Raw genomic sequence first — 18,370 nt, forward strand, 5'->3', positions numbered from 1 at the left:
CAAAGGCGGAGCGTGTCGTTAGACCTCATTGATAACATCCGAAGCGGTCATGCAATCCAAGATGGTTGTCGATCCATCTATTCTTGACTAATCGACCTTATTAGTGCAATTCGACTACTTGCGAACAAACTCATTAGTATTAACAAGAGATGGAATCCCATCGTAACAATCAATCCAGATTGCATCGTCATTCCTGCAGCTTGACTAACAACAAGGATGGCACCACCTATACCGATGACCACACCCGGTGTAAAAGAATCTGCAAATTGCAGATTCGCGGAAGTCTCGCCAGCCCCATCTGCTTGAGTATGAGCAAATGCCACTGCACCGCTAGTTGGATGCGCCAATCCCATTCCGATTCCCGCTATGATTTGTCCAATGACAGCAAAGCCAATCGTTACAGCTGGAATCCAAAACACGATTGAAAATCCAACTATTAGCAGCAGCACACCCAGGACAATTCTTTTATTTCGCCCATGACCTTGGTCTGCTGAATCCCATCGGCCTTGCATATAGGCAAAGACACACCAGCTTAGTGCTGCGCTGGCTACTATTAATCCGGCCTGAGCGGGCGTTGTACCTTTCACATTGATTAGAGCTAATACCAAGAAATTCTGTGTGCTGATATATGCGGCGAAGAACAGTCCTCGTGCTGCAAGAATAGCTGGCATACCTCTTCGGAATGTAAGAGTTCCCCTAGGCAGCAGCTTGCGCAGTGGTTGTGCCATTAACGCTAGTCCAGCAATGACTAAGACAATCCCCGTAATTTTCGGCAGCATACCAAGACCAACTAAGAAAATCCCAGTACCAATCGTTAATAATACGGCCATCCATGTAGCGGTGGCTCCGCTTCCCTCTTGTGAACCCTGTGCCCTTAATTTCCTGAAGGCCGGTAAACTGAGAAGTGCTGATACGATCAGAATCGGTAATATTCCCCAGAAAACAAACCGCCAAGACCACTGTTCTGCAATAATGCCTGCGACGTAGGGACCAAGCATGGACGGAAGAACATAGGCAGTACCGAATGCTCCAAGTATCTTTGCGCGTAATTCATCGGGATAACTTAACGATATCGCAGTGTAAACGCAAGTCATCATAGCACCGGCACCTAGACCCTGCATCGCTCGTGCCACTATCATCATCCACATGTCGCTTGCAGTCGCTGCAACGATCAGCCCCGCGATAAACAAAAGAAGTGCGAAAGTAAACGGTGCTGCTGGTCCTTGTCGATCAATGATACGGCCAACGACCAAGGTGCCAATAATCTGGGCAAGCAGATAAGTGCTGAATATCCAACCAAACAGATCAATTCCATTCAAGTCGCCAGCGATGGAAGGTGCGATCGTAGTGACTGCTAAGCCTTCGAATCCAACTGCCATCACGGAGAGAATAATTCCTATCGATAGTGCAAAATAACGCGGGCTGAAAATACTTTGATGATTAGACATTAATATTAGGCCTCCAAAAACAGTTTTTATATGTACACAACGTATCCGGATACTTAGTAAACATATTTATTTATAAAGTAAACATACATGGTATCTTTGACTTTGTAAACATTTATATTTAAAATGTAGAGAGAGGTGCAGATCCATTACGTATGAAGGGGGAGCCAAATGAATCGGAATGAAACGAATAAGGATTCCTCAACTCGAACCCGAAGAGGGATCATTGATCTTCTCAAGCAGCAGGGAGCGATGGATGTCATGGCACTGTCCTCTGAATTCTCGCTATCTGGGATGGCTATTCGTCAGCATTTAAATGCCCTGCAAGATGAAGGGTTAGTAACCTATGAAGAAGAAGCCCGTCCTATGGGGCGGCCGGCGAAGCTATGGAGACTAACTCCCGCGGCTAATCGATTCTTCCCAAGCGGGTATTCAGAGTTGTCGGTTAGTCTGATTGATTCGATGAGAGAGGCCTTCGGAAATACGGGGTTAGACAAGCTGCTGGCTGTACGCAACAAGAATATGCAAGAGCAATATCAGCAGCAACTTGGCAGCTTATCAAGTGTAAGGGGAAAGCTGGAGAAACTAGCCGATATTCGGACCAATGAAGGCTATATGGCAGAGGTTCAGGATCAAGACGATGGGAGTCACTTGTTGATTGAGAAGCATTGTCCGATCTGCGAGGCTGCCGCTGCCTGTAAAGGGTTATGTGCGAATGAGTTGAAGCTATTCCGGAGTATTCTTGGAGATCATGTTCTTATTGAACGGGAAGAGCATATTTTATCGGGGGGAAGGCACTGTGTATACAGAGTTATGGAAGCCGAACAAGTCCAAGATACAAAAATGCCAGTATAACTTAATTTGAGTATTATTTATAGATCTACAGTAAACGGACGGTCACTCCACGAGATTGCTGTCCCTTTTTTGTTTGAATCTTAAAATATCGAATATTAATTAGCAAAAGTTTGGGAGAATACCGGGATATTTTGGAGGTTATTGAATATTACCGCAGGCTTAAAATCTTTCATTCATAGGAGAGGTTCAATGTTTAAATGGTTGAAAAAAAATCGGAAGATAACGATTCAAGAACAACAAAACAAACTCAGAGAAATTGGCGTAAATCTTAAAGAGCATATAAGAATTGATAAGTATCTGAATTTTGAAATATCCGACTATGAAAAAAGACCTTATTTGTTCTTGATGATGGCAATGGGGTCTGAAACAGAAGATGAAGATTCGCTGTTCATAAGCGACGATGTTTGGTATTTCGATAGAGAATGTATTGAAGATAAAGGGGATTATATTCGGATCATAGAGCGAATATCAGAAATAGTAAAATTCGAAATAACTATAGAGGACATTGATGATTATGTGAATATAGAAAATGAGCAAATATGGATTTCATTTAAGGTAAACGGAAATACGTACAAGTATGAGCTTGTTGTAAATTATGATTGGATGGATATTCGTATATTCGAAATATTTTCAGAATTATTAGAGCGATATGGAAGTGGAAAAAGATTCTATTTTTCTGATATAGATCAAAGCTTATTAGTAGTTGCTATTCAGAAAGAATATTATAAAGACTTAAATCAATTATTAAATATTTTTATTCCTGCGTACCTCGGAGAAGGCAGAACCAACATTTGACCTCAGGTACGTGAATAGTAGCGCTTTAACTAAAATAGTTGTGTCTTTGTGCGGAAAGGGGCAGATCCTATGTTAGTTGTCCATTGGTCACCAGTAAACAACTCAAAGAGCATATTAAAAAATGGAATAAAGAAAGAAACCAATGGTGTATATTGCTTCCCATTAACGGGTCATCAGTCATTAGATAGATGGTGGATGAAAGCGTTAAAGAGATTTCGAAAAGATGGAAAAAGGTACAACGGATTTATCTTTAGATTACAGGAAAGAGATCTTCCAGCCTATTTTGGTCATTTTGTCGGACACACGACAAGTGATAAATTTGAAAAACCAATCCAAACATTAATAGAATTAGGTAAAGAAATAGAGGACACGATTATATGGCGAATCGGTGAGAGAGTTTTTTGGAACACCGCTGAATCATTCAATCATTTTGATGATTATTTAGAGCGTGGAAGAGCCGAAATGAGAGAAAACCCAAAGAAATATAAAGAGTCGTTAACCGACGCAGCATTTATGGAGTACATACTCGAAGACTATCAAATTGTATTAACGAATCGAATAACGGCTGACAGAATCATTCGTGTAATTCCGCCGATGGAGGAATTTGGAAGAATTTTATATAAGAATAAGAAGCAGAAACCTTTTGCAGGTGAATTCTAAGGTGGATAACACTGCCAATGGAGGGGATTTTAATATAAAGTCGAAATGTTAAAAGGATCGGCTGTTTCCAGGCTATACGCTTCCGAGGGACTCGGATAAGATATACTAATTCCGATTACTAGACTGCAACTTCGTTCACTTTTAATCGTCTATATATTTATCCAAATCCAATATATGGCGGGAGTGGACGGGAGAATGCAGATCAATGCGAAGCGAATTCGTTCAAATACAGGAAACAGGCTGTTCGCCTTCATGGCGATGACGGCCTTATTCATGTTTGCTGTAGGCTGCGACGAACCTTTTTTGTAAAGAACGCAATTTCAAATCATGATCATTAGAGGTGCATAAATGCAAAGTTTATTGAGAGTAGTTCAACCATCTATTGATTATCGGGAAGTCTATCTTTCCTTCTATGAGGATTGGAAAAGCAGTGGAGAGGATATGGTACCCTGGGTTATAGAAAAGGAACCTACGAATTTCCAATCGATGATTGATTTTTTATATGAACAAGATAGCGAAGAGAAGCTCAAGAACGATTGGGTTCCGCACTCCACCTATTGGTTAATGGATGAATCGAAGCAAGTGGTGGGTGCGGTGAACATCCGCCATCGTTTAAATGAGAAGTTGTTTAATAGCGGAGGTCATATCGGCTACGGAATTCGCCCCTCAGAACGACGTAAAGGCTATGCAACCTTTCTATTATCAGCGGCATTAGAAAAGACGAGAAACTTGGGAATTAATAGAGTTCTCGTAGTATGTGATAAAGGGAATATAGGCTCTGAACGGACCATTATAAAAAATGGGGGTCAGTTTGAATCAGAGTTTGTTGAGGAAGATGGCAATGTGGTTCGAAGATTCTGGATCGATCAATAGCAGACAGTGAAAAAGGCATTTTTAAATTTCTTCAGCCAGGAGGATATTCGTGGATATTACAACCGCATTAATAATTGCAGCTACGGCACATAAAGGACAATATGATAAGGGCAATAAACCCTATATTTTACATCCATTAGCTGTTATGAATCGAGTACATACACTGGAAGAAAAAATAGTCGCCATTCTGCATGATGTTGTTGAAGATACAAGTGTTACTTTGGAGGTATTAAGTGTTCAAGGATTCACGCCAGTTATGATTGATGCCATCGATCGATTAACCAAAAGAGAGAGCGAAAGCTACATGGATTTTATACAAAGGGCAAAAGAAAATGAGATTTCTAGAAATGTCAAAATAGCAGATATTCAAGAAAATATGGATTTATCAAGGCTAACTAAGCCAACTGATAAAGATCATGAGAGAGTGGAGAAATATCAAAAGGCATTACACGAATTAATGGTGGATTAGTTTTGTTTTCATAGGAAAAAGCGAGGAGATTCTTCTAAAATGAAGCGAATGATCATCTTTCTATTAGTAGGCATCGTGCTAGTTTCCTGTTCGAACCAGGATAAAGTTACTAAGGGAACAACGCTAACTACGATGCCTGATGGATTTAAACCTATACAGGTAGAGGTTATCCGGCTGGACCCCTTAAAGCAATTCAAAACCAGTGAATTCGCTAAGACAATTACAGCCAATAATCAAGTTGAAGGACTATTCAAGCTCATAACAGCGTTGCCTTTATTCCCAGAGGGATACGTACATTGTCCAATGGACAACGGGGTTGAATATAAGCTTGCTTTTAAAGATGCAGAGGAGCAAATCATACCAGCAAAAGTAAGAGCGACCGGCTGTCAGCAGGTGGAGATTAACAATCAAATCTACTGGGGTCTGGGGTCAAACGGCATTGGTTTTATGAGTTTACTAATTGAAGCGTTGGGGCTGACAAGAGAAGAATTTAGGGGAACATAAAACTAAGGATAAGGGGTTCTCACTTTGTTAAAAGGTGAGGGCTTTTTTCGTTTATCGCTTAGCCTTCTTATGTGTGCCCAGCATGGGCACTATCTTATAAGTTAAAGAATTCCTAAGTCATTGACCGTAATCATTAACTAATCGTATACTTGGTGGAAATTAATGCCCGAGGGGGTCTAAGGATGATTCGGATGAAACGTCGACTGAACTTAATCACGCTTATACTGCTGCTCATGTGCATTATTATCATTCCAGTTCTGATCCAAGGTTATGTGCTAGGAAAAGGTGCGGTTCAGCAAGTGGAGTCGCTGTATGATAAATCGGTTTCCAGCAATATGGAGTCGCTTTCTATTAGCTTGGACTTTTATGTGAATCATATTGAAGATTATATTCGTACGCTATCGCAGGATCTGGAACTGCAGAGGCTGCTAGATCGTAAAGAGAGTTCATCTGCCTCGGGCATTCAAGCAGTCAGGGACCGTTTGAATGTATTCACTGCGTCCTATCGATTGAGAGTTCCTTTAAACGTACAAATCATTAATGATCAAGAGGAAGTATTCAGCAGTAATCTCATGCACGATACAGAAGTGGTAAGATTAAAGGAAATCGTGCATCAGTTTAAATGGATGAATGACAGAATACCATATGACAACAGCATCATGTATCGCAATGTTGGTGCCGATTTTCACGATCTTACCACTGGGCGTAACGCCTTATATTTTACGAAAAATATCGTTCAGGGGAATATGGCTCTTGGTCTCTTGAACGTCCAGGTGAGCGATACCCTATTTCAACGGCTGCTTCGCAAAATTCAATTGAATAGTTCTACACTTGCTTTTATTAGCCAAGATAATGGCGATCTGCTCATTTCTAGCGAAGACAAGAATTCCGATCTGCAGGAACTGACCAGCAATGCAATTGCCCATGCAAAGATCAACGGAGGAGAATATTCAAGCTTTCGTATCCAGTGGAATAAGAAAAGCTACTTCTGCTCCATTCAAAGTATGCCTTTTTTAAAATGGTACTTAATTGCCTTAACGCCTGAAGACTCACTGGCTAGTCCGACCAAACAGTTATGGAATCATACACTTACCGTAACCATTTCCTCCATTCTCCTTATTTCGCTTATCCTTTACATTTTCACGAGAAAAGCGATGCTTCCTATATTGAATTTATCCAAAACGGTTCGGAAAATCCGCTTTAACGATACCGGAGAAAGTCAAAATGTGATTTGGCAATTTGATTACAAGGGCCTGGAAGAAATTGAAATTTTATGTTCAGGCATTAATCAGATGGTAAGTCGAATAAATGAACAGATTGAGCAAATCAAATCAGATGAGCGGGAAAAATCGAATCTGGAATTGAATCTGCTGCTGTCACAAATCAAACCCCACTTTTTGCATAATTCAATCAACTCCATTCGCTGGATGGCAGAAATGAAGGGGGAGAAGACGATCGCCCAAACCCTTGTCAATTTGAGCAGCATGCTCAATTATACGCTTAGCAAATCGCTCACCATCTGGAGTACCATTGGTGAAGAGCTGGATTATGTAAAAAGCTATATCGCGTTTCAGGAGAAACGGATGTTCATGAAAATTGAAACGCAGTGGGATGTTCCACAGGAGGTCCTACATGCGAGTATACTTAAACTAACACTTCAGCCCATTGTAGAGAATGCCATCTTGCATGGGTTCACGAATATCGATGGGATTACACCAAAATTAACGATATTATGTGCTGTGGAAGAGGACCAGATACAGGTGGTAGTTATGGACAACGGAGTCGGCATGGAGGAATCCATAGCTGCAGGAATCCTGCTAAACGATATAAATGAGATTGAGGATGAAGAGAGAACCTCAGGTATTGGCATGAAAAATGTGCACCGCCGCATGCAGCTGGAATATGGCATTCGGTATGGTATTGATATTCGAAGTGAAAAGGGTAAGGGAACGACCGTAACGCTAACCTTCCCGTACAGGAATCATATTGGAGGAATATCCGAATGAAAGTAATGATTGTTGAAGATGATATGTTGGTTAGAATGGGAATCAAATCTTTGATTCCTTGGTCTGAGATGGGGCTTGAGGTCGTCTGTGAAGCAAGAGATGGAGCTGAAGCTGTTGAACTATACGAGACCTATTTGCCTGACATTGCACTTGTAGATATTCAGCTTCCAAGAATGAATGGACTGGATTTTATTGAGAAAGTGAAACCGCTCAATCCTCACGGTGAGTTTATTATTCTTACCTGCAATCAAGATTTCGAAACGGTTCGAAAATCGCTGCGTCTGGGCGTTCATGATTTCATTGTCAAATCAACGATGGAAATTGAAGAGCTTCAGCTCATTTTGAAGCAGTTAACGAGCAAGATGAAAGCCAAAGACTTAGAGCACGTCGATCAAGAGGAATCGACATCGGAGGCGGGTCCCAGAAATATTCGTAAAGCAGGTCTATTGAGAGATTGGCTGCACGGATTGTATAACGGTTCGGAGACAGAAGAGTTTGCCGAGAAATTGGGGGAATTTAAACATTTCCTGCAGGAGGGAGAGTTTCAGTCATGGGTCGTTGCATTGGATATTTCTCAGCATGATTCGATTCTAACCTCTCAGGAATTGGTTAAAATCGGACATTCAATCGATAATATGGCAGCTGAACTTTACCGGGGCAAGCTAATCGGGTTTGTAGAAAACATCAAAGATAATCGTTGGCATGTACTTCTGCACAGCGAGAATAGCTTGGAGATCGACCCCATTCTGTTAATCGATTCTGTTTCGCAGTATCTTGGTTATTCCCTGTCCATTGCAGTGAGTAATAGGTTTACAGATTGGCGGGAGTGGATCGATTATGACCGCCAAGCCAATGAGCTGTTAAGCCTCAAGTATTTTCGTGAAAATGATCATTTGTTTCAGGGTGAGCTGCTGGAATCCACGCTTTCGGATGCCGTGTTTATTTGGAAAAAGGCTGTATTGAACAAGCTATCCAGCTTTCAATTCGAGCAGGCGGAAGCTCTGCTTGCTGAGCTGAAGCAGATCATTGGTCCGCCATATCCCAAACCGGCGCTGGTACACAATGTATTGGAGGACGTTTTATTCCAGTTGAAGCAGATTAGTGAAATGTCAGGATGGCATTCACTGGAGGCACATTTCCAAAGAACGGAGCTATTGGACTGTGTTTCATTAACACAAGCTGTTCATTTGCTGACCAACGGGATTCACATTTTACAGGATACGACCTTCAAGGAGAAGAACGGTCATGAAAGAAAGAAGTTTGTCGATGCCACCGAATTGTTTATTCAAGAGCACCGGTTTGAGGAGATCAGTTTAAATGGCATAGCCGCGCATCTTCATGTCAGTCCGGTTTATCTAAGCCGGATTTATAAAGAAGAGAAGGGGATGTCCTTCAGCACCGCTGTATTGACAGCCAAAGTAGAGCAAGCTGAAGCGATGATCCGCAGTGGAATGACCTTAACGGAGATTTCCGATAAGCTGGGATACTTAAATCTCAGCTCATTTACCCGTATGTTCAAGAAAATTAAGGGTGTCGCTCCGTCGCATTACACGGAAACCGAAACCGATTAAAAAATGATAAACCTACATTAAAAAATGATAAACCTTTTCCGCTTTGGGTATAAAATGATAAATCAAATGGTTGGCTTTGGACATTCATCTATGAATGGAAAGTTCCTATACTAAAGGTGCTAGACAACAAAGAATGAAAGAGGGGAAGCTTTCCATGAAATTAAAAAAAGGCACCGCATTAATTACAGCAGTAATGTTGATGACAGCACTTACCCTTAGTGCCTGTTCATCAGGCTCAAATGAAAGCGCTACACCAAATGATTCCTCTACCTCCGGTAGTGGGGACAAAGTCAATATTGTTTTTTGGAATTCAGGGTATGCAACTATTGACGAAAATAACAAATCCAAGAAAAAAGAAGACTTCTACATTTCTCAAGCAGTGGCTAGATATGAGAAGGCACATCCGAATGTAACGATTGATGTGCAGGACATCCCTTCGGGAGATCAGCTGTTCGCTAAATTCCAAACAGCTAGTATTGCCAATAATGGTCCGGATATGACTGTTCTCTGGTCGGGTACGTACATGCTTCGCTTCAAGCAGTTCTTGGAGCCGATGGATAGTTACTTTACAAGTGAAGAAAGATCCAGAATCGTTGGCTGGAACGCAGTTACGGAAGACTTCAAGACAGACGGCAAAGCCTATGGTGTTCCATTCCAGACGGACGGCACGTTTGTTCTAGCGTATAACAAGAAGATCTTTGCTGATGCAGGGGTTGATCCTATTGCACAGCGTCCGAAGAATTTCCAGGAATTCGTAGCCATGTTGGATAAAATCAAATCAAAAGAGGTTACACCTCTTGGATTGTTCAAGGACAGTTTCCTTCATGTACCGGACTACTGGATTGCACAGACGGTGGATACTTCCGGTCTGGACAAATTGGTTAAAGGCAAAATGGACTTCTCCGATCCAAAGCTTGTGAATGTCATGAAGGGCTGGCGTGAGCTGTTTGCCAAAGACTTGGTCATTGCCGATGATTCAATCCGACAATTGTTTATTCAAGGACAATTAGGTATGGCTGTAGGCGCCAATTCAGATATCTTGACCTATAGCAAAGAGATGGGCGACAACTTGGGTATCATGAAACTTCCTGATTTCAGCGAGGATGTCAAAATCCACGATGGCGGTCCAGGCGGAGTCGGCGCTGCATTTGTCGTGACGAATTACTCCGAGCACAAAAAAGAAACAGCAGATTTCATCAAGTTCCTCATGAGCAAGGACGAGCAAATTAACAAAATCAAGTCAGGTGAAGCTCGTATTACTGTAGTCAATGATGTCGATGTGAATCAATATGATTCGAATCCATTGGTGAAACAGATGCAGGATATGGCTAATGAGCCGAGCACGATTTTCTGGCCTGATAATGTGTACCCTGCAGAGCTGACAAGTGAAATGATGTCGCTGCAATCCCTTGTTTCCAACGGGAAAATGTCGGCGGAAGATTTCATGAAAAAGATTGATAAAAAACGTAATGAGGTGCTGAAAAGCGCGCAATAGCCAGTAAAGTGTTAAATTGATGAGCCCCCTTAGGGGGGCCACTTTTATGAATAGCAAGGAGGAGTATGGGAATGAGTCTCAAGCAAGAGCGCTGGGTTGGTTTATTGTCCTTGCTGCCGGCTTTTCTGTTATTAGCCATATTTGTGGGTTATCCCATGCTTAATACGTTCTTTCATAGCTTTACTTCATGGGACGGGGTAACATCCAAATTTATCGGATTAAGCAACTTTAAGAATATCATCACGAATGGCGATTTGCCGCTCATGCTGCGAAACAATCTGATCTTCCTGTTATCTGTTCCAGGCATATTGTTGATCTCACTTGTGGTATCTGTACTGCTGCACGAGGAGGTTCTAGGCTGGCGCTTCTTCCGTTCCGTTTATTATTTACCTAGTATTTTGTCTACGGTCGTTATCGGTTTCTTGGTTAAGACGATGTTCTCAGGCAGAGGTGTCGTTAATACCATTATGGAGAGCGTCGGACTAGGCGATTATATTGTGAGCTGGCTTGAGAACGTTCCTGCCGAATTCATGATATTGATCCTTTGCTTCTACTGGCAGACTCTTGGTCAGGGTACGCTCATTTTCTTGTCAGGGCTGTCATCCATTTCTCCTGAATTGTACGATGCTGCTAAGATAGATGGAACAACCTGGTGGCAGCGATTATTCCATATCATCATTCCATCTCTTTATCCAACCATTTTCTACTTTACGATTGTCAATGTTATTTATGTTTTTGTCGGATTATTTGGACTTGTCTTTGCCGTTACTGGCGGAGGGCCAGGCTACGAAACGACTCCGATCGATTATATGATTTATATTCAGGCCTTCAAAAGCGGCAATATGGGCTACGCGAGCGCGCTTTCGATGTTTCTGTTCGTCATTGTTATGTTTATTACCTGGATTCAGTTGAAAATATCCAAACGATTGGATCAATAGGAGGACATTATGAATACTGCCACTAGAAGAGGGATTCGATTCTTAATCTTTATCACTCTCGCTATTATCGCCATCACGGCATTGTATCCCCTCCTTTACATGGTTTTTAGCAGTATGAAGCCTACGATTGAATTTATCAAGCACCCAATTGGGCCTCCCAAAACCTGGTATATTGATAATTTCAAAGCGTTGATTTATCGCTTTTCCATGTTTCGCGTATTTGGTAATTCCATCTTATATGTAGGGCTGAGCATGATTGCTTGTCTAGCTATTTCTATTCCAGCTGCATACGCTTTTGCAAAATTGAAATTTGCATTTAGAAACGGCTTTTACATTATCATGATTGCTACGATGACGATTCCTGGCATCACCTTTATTATTCCCAACTATCTATTGATGTCAAAAATCGGTTGGACCAACCACATCATTTCTGTTATTGTCATCTGGGCAGTAACGGCTATTCCTAGTACGGTTTTCTTGCTCACATCATTGATGCGGGCAATGCCTGATGAAGTGCTCGAAGCGATAAAAATTGACGGTGCAAAATATTTCCAGACGATGACGAAATTAATTCTGCCCATGAGCTTGCCAGGCGTGGTGACGGTATCAATATTCAATGCAACGAACTGGTGGAATGATTTATTGACCCCATTGATTTATCTGCAATCCGAAAAGCTGAATACGATGACCGTTGTAGTAGCGACTGTTCTTAACAGGTTCAGCTCGGACTTCCCACTTCTCTTATCAGGATTGCTGCTTGTTTCACTGCCGCCGATTGCGATTTATATTGTATTCCAAGGTTATATTCGTAAAGGTTTAGTTGTGGGAGCTGTCAAATAGACCAAATTGTGGAGCGAAAGGAATGGATACGCATGAATAAGAAGCAAGGTCGTCTCTTTTCAAAAGTAGCTATTGTCACAGGAGCAGCAGCGGGAATCGGTAAAGGAACTGCTTTACTCTTTGCCGAGGAGGACGCTAGCGTTGTACTGGTCGATGTTAACGAGGAGAAATTAAACGAGGTTGCCGCAGAGATTCGCCAAATGGGTGGAAGCTGTGAAATCGTGTGCGGGAATGTGGGTCTAATGAAGACTGCGGAGGAAGCAGTAGCATGCGCGGTTAATGTCTACGGCCGACTCGATATTTTATTTAACAATGCGGGAATTATGCCCGTCGGCGATATTCTGGATTATCCTGAAGAGATTTGGGATGAAGTACTGCAGGTCAACCTGAAGTCCATGTTCCTGATGTGCAAAAAGGCCATTCCGGAGATGCTCAAAAGAAACAGCGGCTCCATTATTAATACGTCCTCTGTAATGGCTTCATTAACAGAGCCGGGCTATACAGCCTATTCGGCTTCCAAAGCGGGTATTATCGGCTTGACCAAGGAAATTGCCGTCTCGTATACCGAGAAGGGAATTCGCTGCAACTCCATTGCACCGGGCTGGGTTGAAACGGATATGAACGTTCGACTCGCCGAAAGTATGGGGGGCATGGACAAATTGTACCCGATTATCAAGCAGCAGCAGCCGCTCGGAAGAATGGCTACGACACGCGAAGTTGCTTATGCGGTGCTGTTTCTGGCCTCGGATGAATCCGTCGCTGTCAGCGGTTCTTGCCTGAGCATCGATGGAGCGGCATCGGCTGCGATTTAACGACGAAAATTCTTAATAAAAAATAAGTCATTTTAATTTGGAGGAATTCCCATGGTTAAAATCAGTATTATTGGAGCAGGCTCTGCCATGTTTTCCCTAAGTCTAATCAAAGATATTTGCCTTACACCTTCCCTTGAAGGCAGTGTAATCAGCTTTATGGACATCGATGAGCAGCGTTTGAACAGCGCCTATTCGCTTTGTGAGCGTTATGCCAAAGAGGCAAATATTCAGCTGACTCTTGAAAAAACGACAGACCGGAGAGAATCAATTCGCGGAGCTGACTTTGTCTTGCTCGCGGCGTTAGTTGGAGGACATCAGCGTCTGAAAGACGGATGGGATATTGCTCAGAAACATGGTTATCGCTTTGGAGGAAGCCTTCACGTCATGCATGATGAAGGATTCTGGATCAATTTCGATCAGCTGCGCCTAATGGAATCTGTTATGCAGGATATTTTGGAGATCTGTCCGAATGCTTGGTACATGCTTGTGTCCAACCCTGTTATGGCTGGCGTAACTTACTTGCAGCGCAAATATCCGCAAGCCAAACTTGCAGGCTTCTGCCACGGCTCCAATGGAGTAAAAGCAGTCGCTGAGGTGATTGGTCTTGATCCGGAACATATTACTTATGAGATTCCAGGCGTTAACCATTTTATCTGGCTGACAGAGTTCCGTTACAAAGGGGAAAATGCATTTCCTATTCTGGATCGCTGGATCGAAGAGAAATCGGCAGCCTACATTGAGACTTGTGCGACCTGCGACTGGCTCGGACCAAAGGCGATTGATCTTTACAAGAAATTCGGCGTATTCCCAATCGGCGATACAGGAAATCCTGGGGGCGGTTCATGGCCAGCTTGGCATCATGCGGATGAAGCAACAGAGCTCCTTTACAAGGAAGATCCTCAGGCATGGTGGCGTGACCTTTACTTCGCAGGAGGAGCTGCGGGCGTAGAGAAAATCCAGAAAGTTTCAGAGAATACGGCTGAGAACGTTATGGATAGCTTCCCGCCAGTGCATTCGTCCGAACCGATGATTCCGTTTATCGAAGCGATTGCTTGCGATGTTCCTAGAGTGATGATCCTTAATATTTTGAATGATAGCAGTTATGTGCCTGGCATCCCGCAAGATTTTCAGGTAGAAATTCCTTGCTACGTCAGTGGAATAGGGGTCCAAGGCATCAAAACGAAAGGCTTGCCTAAACCTTTGATTAACTTTGCACTGCGTGATCGTGTTGCACCAGTCGAGCTGGAGCTGCAAGCCTACGAAAGCGGAAACTATGGCGACCTTGTGCAATTAATTATGATGGATCCGTGGACTCGTTCTGAACAACAGGCGCGGGCGCTGCTGGATGAGATCCTTGAATTACCTAGCCTTGCTGCGATGAGAGAGCATTTTAATTAAAGGAGCGGGTTGTATGGCAATCGAACAGTTTGACCTTTACGGCGAAACCGCGATAAGAGTGCAAAATGAGGAGATGGAATTCATTCTTGTTCCCGCATGGGGGAGCAATTTATTGTCTTTGCGATTAAAAAGCAAAAACCTTGAATTGCTGCGGTTTCCGAAAAGTCGGGAATTGTACCAGGCAGATCCAATATTGTATGGACTGCCGATTCTCTTTCCTCCCAATCGTATTGCCGATGGTACGTTTGATTTTAATGGCAAGAAGTATTGCTTTAACATCAACGACCCTTTAGAACACAATCATACGCATGGGTTGCTGTTCGATGCGCCGTGGACGTTCCTGCGGGCTGAAGCTGAAGGGGAACGAATCGTGCTGGAGACGATCATTCATTCGGAAGAGCATGAAGAGATTATGGCTCAATTCCCTCATCTCTTTACCGTTCATATGCATTACATTCTGGAGCAGACAACGCTTACCATCGAAGCAACGATCAGCAGTCGGGATACAGCTCCATTTCCTTGGGGACTTGGTTATCATACGACATTCAATTATCCCTTTAATGGTTCTGGAGATCACTCCTTATGCCGGTTTTCACTTAATGCGGATAAGCAGTGGGTGCTGGACGAGAGATTTTTGCCGACAGGGGAGCTTGTAGATATCCCTTATTTGGAACAGCTGCAAGAAGGGAAAAGCTTGGTTGGACACGCGCTTGATGATGCTTTCCAAACAGCAAAAACCGGAGCAAATGAAGCGGTGCTGACAGATAGGGGTTCCGGAATTTGCGTTGTATACAGCGGTGATGAGTATTTTAAACATTGGGTTATTTACAATGATGATTCTAAGCAGGGTTATCTATGCCCAGAGCCGTATACGTGGATAACGAATGCGCCTAATTTGCAGCTTCCGGAGGAACTGACGGGTTTCCGCGTTCTCCAACCTGGCGAACAAGTGAAAACGACAACTCGAATTGTGATTGAAGAGGTGGTTTAAACATGTCTTTGCGCAGTGATCGATGGTTTAAACATCCGTCTAAAGAAACGCGATTTCAGCATCTGTCGGCAATGAGGGCGAATGGCCATGTACCAGAATCGTTTGTAGGTAAGCCGATCATTGGCATTTTTAACTCATGGAGCGATTTGAACAGCTGCAATGCGCCTCATAAAGAATTGGTCGAGTTTGTTAAACGTGGCGTGCTGCTCGCCGGAGGATACCCGCTTGAGATGCATACGATCACCACACCTTCTGATTTCATGAAGCCCTCGGATCTGCCCTACCGCAACCTGATGGCGATGGATGTTGAGGAATCTATTCGGGCATTGCCAATTGACGGCGCGGTGCTGCTCTGTGAATGCGATAAGACGACTCCTGCTCAGCTTATGGGCGCAGCCAGCAGTAATATTCCTTCCATTCAGCTTGCTGCTGGGCATCGGGCATCCGGATCGTTTCGCGGGAAGAAAGTGAATTATGGTACCGATCTTTGGCGATTAATGGATGATTACAATGCTGGACTGATGACAGACGAGGAATGGAAAGAGCTGGAGAAATGTATTTCGTGTACGCAGGGGGGATGTCCTGTAATGGGGACTTCTTCCACCATGAAATGTCTTTCGGAAGTACTTGGTATGATGCTTCCAGGCACATCCACTATTCCAGCCACGCATGCAGGCCGCAAATGGGCAGCGGAAGAAACGGGTAAACGAATTGTCGAGATGGTCAGGGAAGACTTGACACCAGCTCGTTTAATGACGGAAGCTGCTTTCGATAATGCGATCAAGCTGCTCGCAGCGATTGGTGGCTCTACCAATGCGGTTATCCACTTGACTGCGATTGCAGGTCGTCTCGGCATCAGCATCCCTTTGAAGAGGTATGAAGAATTGTCTGTGGACATTCCACTTCTGGTCAATCTTCAGCCGAGTGGTGAGCACAGTATGGACGATTTCTTTGAAGCAGGCGGGCTTGGAGCTGTAATCAGCAGACTGCTGCCAGAGCTGGATACGACCTGTCTTAGCGCATTAGGTACTACGCTAGAAGAATCCTATCGCGATTATATGTCGTTCCGGGACGATGTTATTTATACAATAGATGAACCGTTCAAAGCGGATGCTGGCATTGCAGTGTTCACTGGTAATTTGGCACCTAGCGGCGCGATTCTGAAACGAGCAGCCAGTTCCCTCATCAACCATAAACACAGAGGCAAAGCGATTGTATTCGATAGTTATGAAGACATGCATGCACGAATAGATAGTGAAGAGCTGGAAGTCGACGAGATGTCCGTGCTTGTTCTGCGAAACTGCGGGCCTATTGGCGCAGGTATGCCAGAATGGGGAGCACTGCCGATTCCCAAGAAGCTATTAAAGCAGGGTGTACGGGATATGGTTAGAATAAGCGATGCCCGTATGAGCGGAACAAGCTTCGGCACGAATATTCTGCATGTTTCACCGGAAGCGCAGCTTGGAGGACCACTGGCGGCAATCCGCAGCGGGGACTGGATCGAAGTGGATCTGGATCAGGGCATTCTTCATGTAGAACTGGATGAAGCGGAAATAGCTGAACGAATGAAGGAATGGACGCCTGTTCGCGTGCATAAGCGTGGCTTTATGCGACTGCATACTGATCATATCCTGCAAGCCGAAGAAGGCTGCGATCTCGATTTCCTCCGTCCACGATCCAAAGAAGACGCGCATTTTATAGAACCAACCGTTGGAAGAGGTTAATTGAAAACAGCTTCGAATGATTCGAGGGGGAAACAGCAATGAACAAAGCACAAGCATTTGCGGCTAGCCTTGGTCTGCCGGCAAAGGAACAATATCAGCTTGCAACAAGTGAAAAAAGATTTGAAGATGGCGCACATTATCGAGTGGAAATTCCTTCTGTTGAAGGTCCAGCAGTTATGGAAAGCGTAATAGCAGAAGCCAAGCAATTCGGACTAACCGTCAACCGTGTCTCACAAGGCAGCGGCATTATGCTGTTAAGTGATTCAGAGATTCGAGACATGGCACAAATGGGGATTGACGAAGGGATAGAGGTATGCCTTTTTGTCGGGCCGCGAATGAGCTTCGATATCGGAGCGATGTCACTTAGCAGCAGCGGTAAGCTGCTTGGAGGACGTCATGCTGGTATGGATCAATTGTTATATGGGCTGGAAGAAATTTTCCGCGCAGCGGAGCTAGGTATTCGAAGTGTTCTTGTGGCGGATGAAGGCTTATTATGGCTGATTGATCAGGCTAAAAGCAAAGGTCAGCTGCCTAGCGATTTGGTGGTCAAGATTTCGGCGCTGATGAGCCCAACAAATCCGGTAAGCTCCCGAATTTTAACCGAGCTTGGCGGTACAACCTTGAATGTACCTGGAGATAGCACACTTCCACAGCTTTCGTCGATTCGAACCGTTGTAGATGCTCCAATTGACCTGTATGTTGAATCTCCGGATGATTTGGGTGGGTTTATCCGCAATTATGAAATTCCAGAAATCGTAAGAGTCGCATCGCCAGTTTACTTGAAATTCGGACTGCGTAATGCAACTAGTGTCTATCCGTCAGGCGTTCATAATATGGGAGTAGCTATTGCACAGTGCAGAGAGAAAGTACGCAGAGCGCATCTGGGTCTTCAGGTGCTTGAACGGAATAACTCGAGTTTCATTCAATCTGGCAAAGCTGCCAAAGGCCTAGGAATCCCTGTAAAGAGCTAAAGGTACAAGAAATGGGATGGAGG

General features: G+C 43.7%; 17 protein-coding genes. 16 read left to right on the forward strand and 1 reads right to left on the reverse strand.

The features are described 5' to 3' along the window. Window positions 1-77: 77 nt before the first annotated feature. A complete protein-coding gene (locus tag EKN16_RS02305; RefSeq protein WP_125653516.1) occupies window positions 78-1,448 on the reverse strand; it encodes an MFS transporter in 1,371 nt (456 codons plus the stop codon). Between the two features lie 168 nt (window positions 1,449-1,616). Between EKN16_RS02305 and EKN16_RS02310 the strand changes: the two genes are divergently transcribed. The 16 genes from EKN16_RS02310 (at window position 1,617) to EKN16_RS02385 (ending at window position 18,347) form a co-directional block, all read left to right on the forward strand. Next, a complete protein-coding gene (locus EKN16_RS02310; protein ID WP_125653517.1) occupies window positions 1,617-2,300 on the forward strand; it encodes a helix-turn-helix transcriptional regulator in 684 nt (227 codons plus the stop codon). A 189-nt stretch (window positions 2,301-2,489) separates the two neighbouring features. Beyond that, a complete protein-coding gene (locus EKN16_RS02315; protein ID WP_125653518.1) occupies window positions 2,490-3,095 on the forward strand; it encodes a hypothetical protein in 606 nt (201 codons plus the stop codon). Between the two features lie 69 nt (window positions 3,096-3,164). Beyond that, a complete protein-coding gene (locus EKN16_RS02320) occupies window positions 3,165-3,755 on the forward strand; it encodes a hypothetical protein (RefSeq protein WP_125653519.1) in 591 nt (196 codons plus the stop codon). Window positions 3,756-4,103: 348 nt separating this feature from the next. After that, window positions 4,104-4,628, forward strand: a complete 525-nt coding sequence (locus EKN16_RS02325; RefSeq protein WP_125653520.1) for a GNAT family N-acetyltransferase — start codon at window positions 4,104-4,106, stop codon at window positions 4,626-4,628. A gap of 49 nt (window positions 4,629-4,677) precedes the next feature. Further along, window positions 4,678-5,097, forward strand: a complete 420-nt coding sequence (locus EKN16_RS02330; protein WP_125653521.1) for an HD domain-containing protein — start codon at window positions 4,678-4,680, stop codon at window positions 5,095-5,097. 39 nt (window positions 5,098-5,136) lie between these two features. Further along, window positions 5,137-5,601, forward strand: coding sequence for a hypothetical protein (locus EKN16_RS02335; RefSeq protein ID WP_125653522.1), 465 nt, complete (start codon window positions 5,137-5,139; stop codon window positions 5,599-5,601). A 182-nt stretch (window positions 5,602-5,783) separates the two neighbouring features. Beyond that, window positions 5,784-7,607 (forward strand): sensor histidine kinase, encoded by a 1,824-nt coding sequence (locus EKN16_RS02340; RefSeq protein ID WP_125653523.1) that lies wholly within the window; start codon window positions 5,784-5,786, stop codon window positions 7,605-7,607. Continuing rightward, complete coding sequence (locus EKN16_RS02345; RefSeq protein ID WP_125653524.1) at window positions 7,604-9,178, forward strand: response regulator; 1,575 nt, start codon at window positions 7,604-7,606, stop codon at window positions 9,176-9,178. Before EKN16_RS02340 ends, EKN16_RS02345 begins: the two co-directional genes overlap by 4 nt. 154 nt (window positions 9,179-9,332) lie before the next feature. After that, a complete protein-coding gene (locus EKN16_RS02350) occupies window positions 9,333-10,673 on the forward strand; it encodes an ABC transporter substrate-binding protein (protein ID WP_164522643.1) in 1,341 nt (446 codons plus the stop codon). A 71-nt stretch (window positions 10,674-10,744) separates the two neighbouring features. Then, window positions 10,745-11,611, forward strand: coding sequence for a carbohydrate ABC transporter permease (locus EKN16_RS02355; protein ID WP_197719120.1), 867 nt, complete (start codon window positions 10,745-10,747; stop codon window positions 11,609-11,611). Window positions 11,612-11,620: 9 nt separating this feature from the next. Further along, entirely contained in the window at window positions 11,621-12,451 is an 831-nt protein-coding gene (locus EKN16_RS02360; protein WP_125653527.1) for a carbohydrate ABC transporter permease, read from the forward strand. A gap of 32 nt (window positions 12,452-12,483) precedes the next feature. Beyond that, complete coding sequence (locus EKN16_RS02365) at window positions 12,484-13,263, forward strand: SDR family NAD(P)-dependent oxidoreductase (protein WP_125653528.1); 780 nt, start codon at window positions 12,484-12,486, stop codon at window positions 13,261-13,263. A 51-nt stretch (window positions 13,264-13,314) separates the two neighbouring features. Next, complete coding sequence (locus EKN16_RS02370) at window positions 13,315-14,661, forward strand: family 4 glycosyl hydrolase (protein ID WP_125653529.1); 1,347 nt, start codon at window positions 13,315-13,317, stop codon at window positions 14,659-14,661. A gap of 13 nt (window positions 14,662-14,674) precedes the next feature. After that, the gene (locus EKN16_RS02375) at window positions 14,675-15,652 is read left to right on the forward strand and encodes an aldose 1-epimerase (protein ID WP_125653530.1); all 978 of its coding nucleotides are present in this window, start codon (window positions 14,675-14,677) and stop codon (window positions 15,650-15,652) included. 2 nt (window positions 15,653-15,654) lie between these two features. Next, window positions 15,655-17,376, forward strand: a complete 1,722-nt coding sequence (locus tag EKN16_RS02380) for a dihydroxy-acid dehydratase (RefSeq protein WP_125653531.1) — start codon at window positions 15,655-15,657, stop codon at window positions 17,374-17,376. A 38-nt stretch (window positions 17,377-17,414) separates the two neighbouring features. Next, a complete protein-coding gene (locus EKN16_RS02385) occupies window positions 17,415-18,347 on the forward strand; it encodes a hypothetical protein (RefSeq protein WP_125653532.1) in 933 nt (310 codons plus the stop codon). Window positions 18,348-18,370 lie beyond the last annotated feature (23 nt).

Source organism: Paenibacillus baekrokdamisoli (genome assembly GCF_003945345.1).
Taxonomy (GTDB): domain Bacteria; phylum Bacillota; class Bacilli; order Paenibacillales; family Paenibacillaceae; genus Paenibacillus_Z; species Paenibacillus_Z baekrokdamisoli.

What these genes read in the sequence shown, in the direction of transcription:
- EKN16_RS02320 (WP_125653519.1), top strand. Translation starts at nt 3,165, where the DNA reads ATGTTAGTTGTCCATTGGTCACCAGTAAACAACTCAAAGAGCATATTA.
- EKN16_RS02385 (WP_125653532.1), top strand. Translation starts at nt 17,415, where the DNA reads ATGAACAAAGCACAAGCATTTGCGGCTAGCCTTGGTCTGCCGGCAAAG.
- EKN16_RS02335 (WP_125653522.1), top strand. Translation starts at nt 5,137, where the DNA reads ATGAAGCGAATGATCATCTTTCTATTAGTAGGCATCGTGCTAGTTTCC.
- EKN16_RS02325 (WP_125653520.1), top strand. Translation starts at nt 4,104, where the DNA reads ATGCAAAGTTTATTGAGAGTAGTTCAACCATCTATTGATTATCGGGAA.
- EKN16_RS02345 (WP_125653524.1), top strand. Translation starts at nt 7,604, where the DNA reads ATGAAAGTAATGATTGTTGAAGATGATATGTTGGTTAGAATGGGAATC.
- EKN16_RS02310 (WP_125653517.1), top strand. Translation starts at nt 1,617, where the DNA reads ATGAATCGGAATGAAACGAATAAGGATTCCTCAACTCGAACCCGAAGA.
- EKN16_RS02305 (WP_125653516.1), bottom strand. Translation starts at nt 1,448, where the DNA reads ATGTCTAATCATCAAAGTATTTTCAGCCCGCGTTATTTTGCACTATCG.
- EKN16_RS02370 (WP_125653529.1), top strand. Translation starts at nt 13,315, where the DNA reads ATGGTTAAAATCAGTATTATTGGAGCAGGCTCTGCCATGTTTTCCCTA.
- EKN16_RS02365 (WP_125653528.1), top strand. Translation starts at nt 12,484, where the DNA reads ATGAATAAGAAGCAAGGTCGTCTCTTTTCAAAAGTAGCTATTGTCACA.
- EKN16_RS02375 (WP_125653530.1), top strand. Translation starts at nt 14,675, where the DNA reads ATGGCAATCGAACAGTTTGACCTTTACGGCGAAACCGCGATAAGAGTG.
- EKN16_RS02355 (WP_197719120.1), top strand. Translation starts at nt 10,745, where the DNA reads ATGAGTCTCAAGCAAGAGCGCTGGGTTGGTTTATTGTCCTTGCTGCCG.
- EKN16_RS02340 (WP_125653523.1), top strand. Translation starts at nt 5,784, where the DNA reads ATGATTCGGATGAAACGTCGACTGAACTTAATCACGCTTATACTGCTG.
- EKN16_RS02350 (WP_164522643.1), top strand. Translation starts at nt 9,333, where the DNA reads ATGAAATTAAAAAAAGGCACCGCATTAATTACAGCAGTAATGTTGATG.
- EKN16_RS02380 (WP_125653531.1), top strand. Translation starts at nt 15,655, where the DNA reads ATGTCTTTGCGCAGTGATCGATGGTTTAAACATCCGTCTAAAGAAACG.
- EKN16_RS02360 (WP_125653527.1), top strand. Translation starts at nt 11,621, where the DNA reads ATGAATACTGCCACTAGAAGAGGGATTCGATTCTTAATCTTTATCACT.
- EKN16_RS02315 (WP_125653518.1), top strand. Translation starts at nt 2,490, where the DNA reads ATGTTTAAATGGTTGAAAAAAAATCGGAAGATAACGATTCAAGAACAA.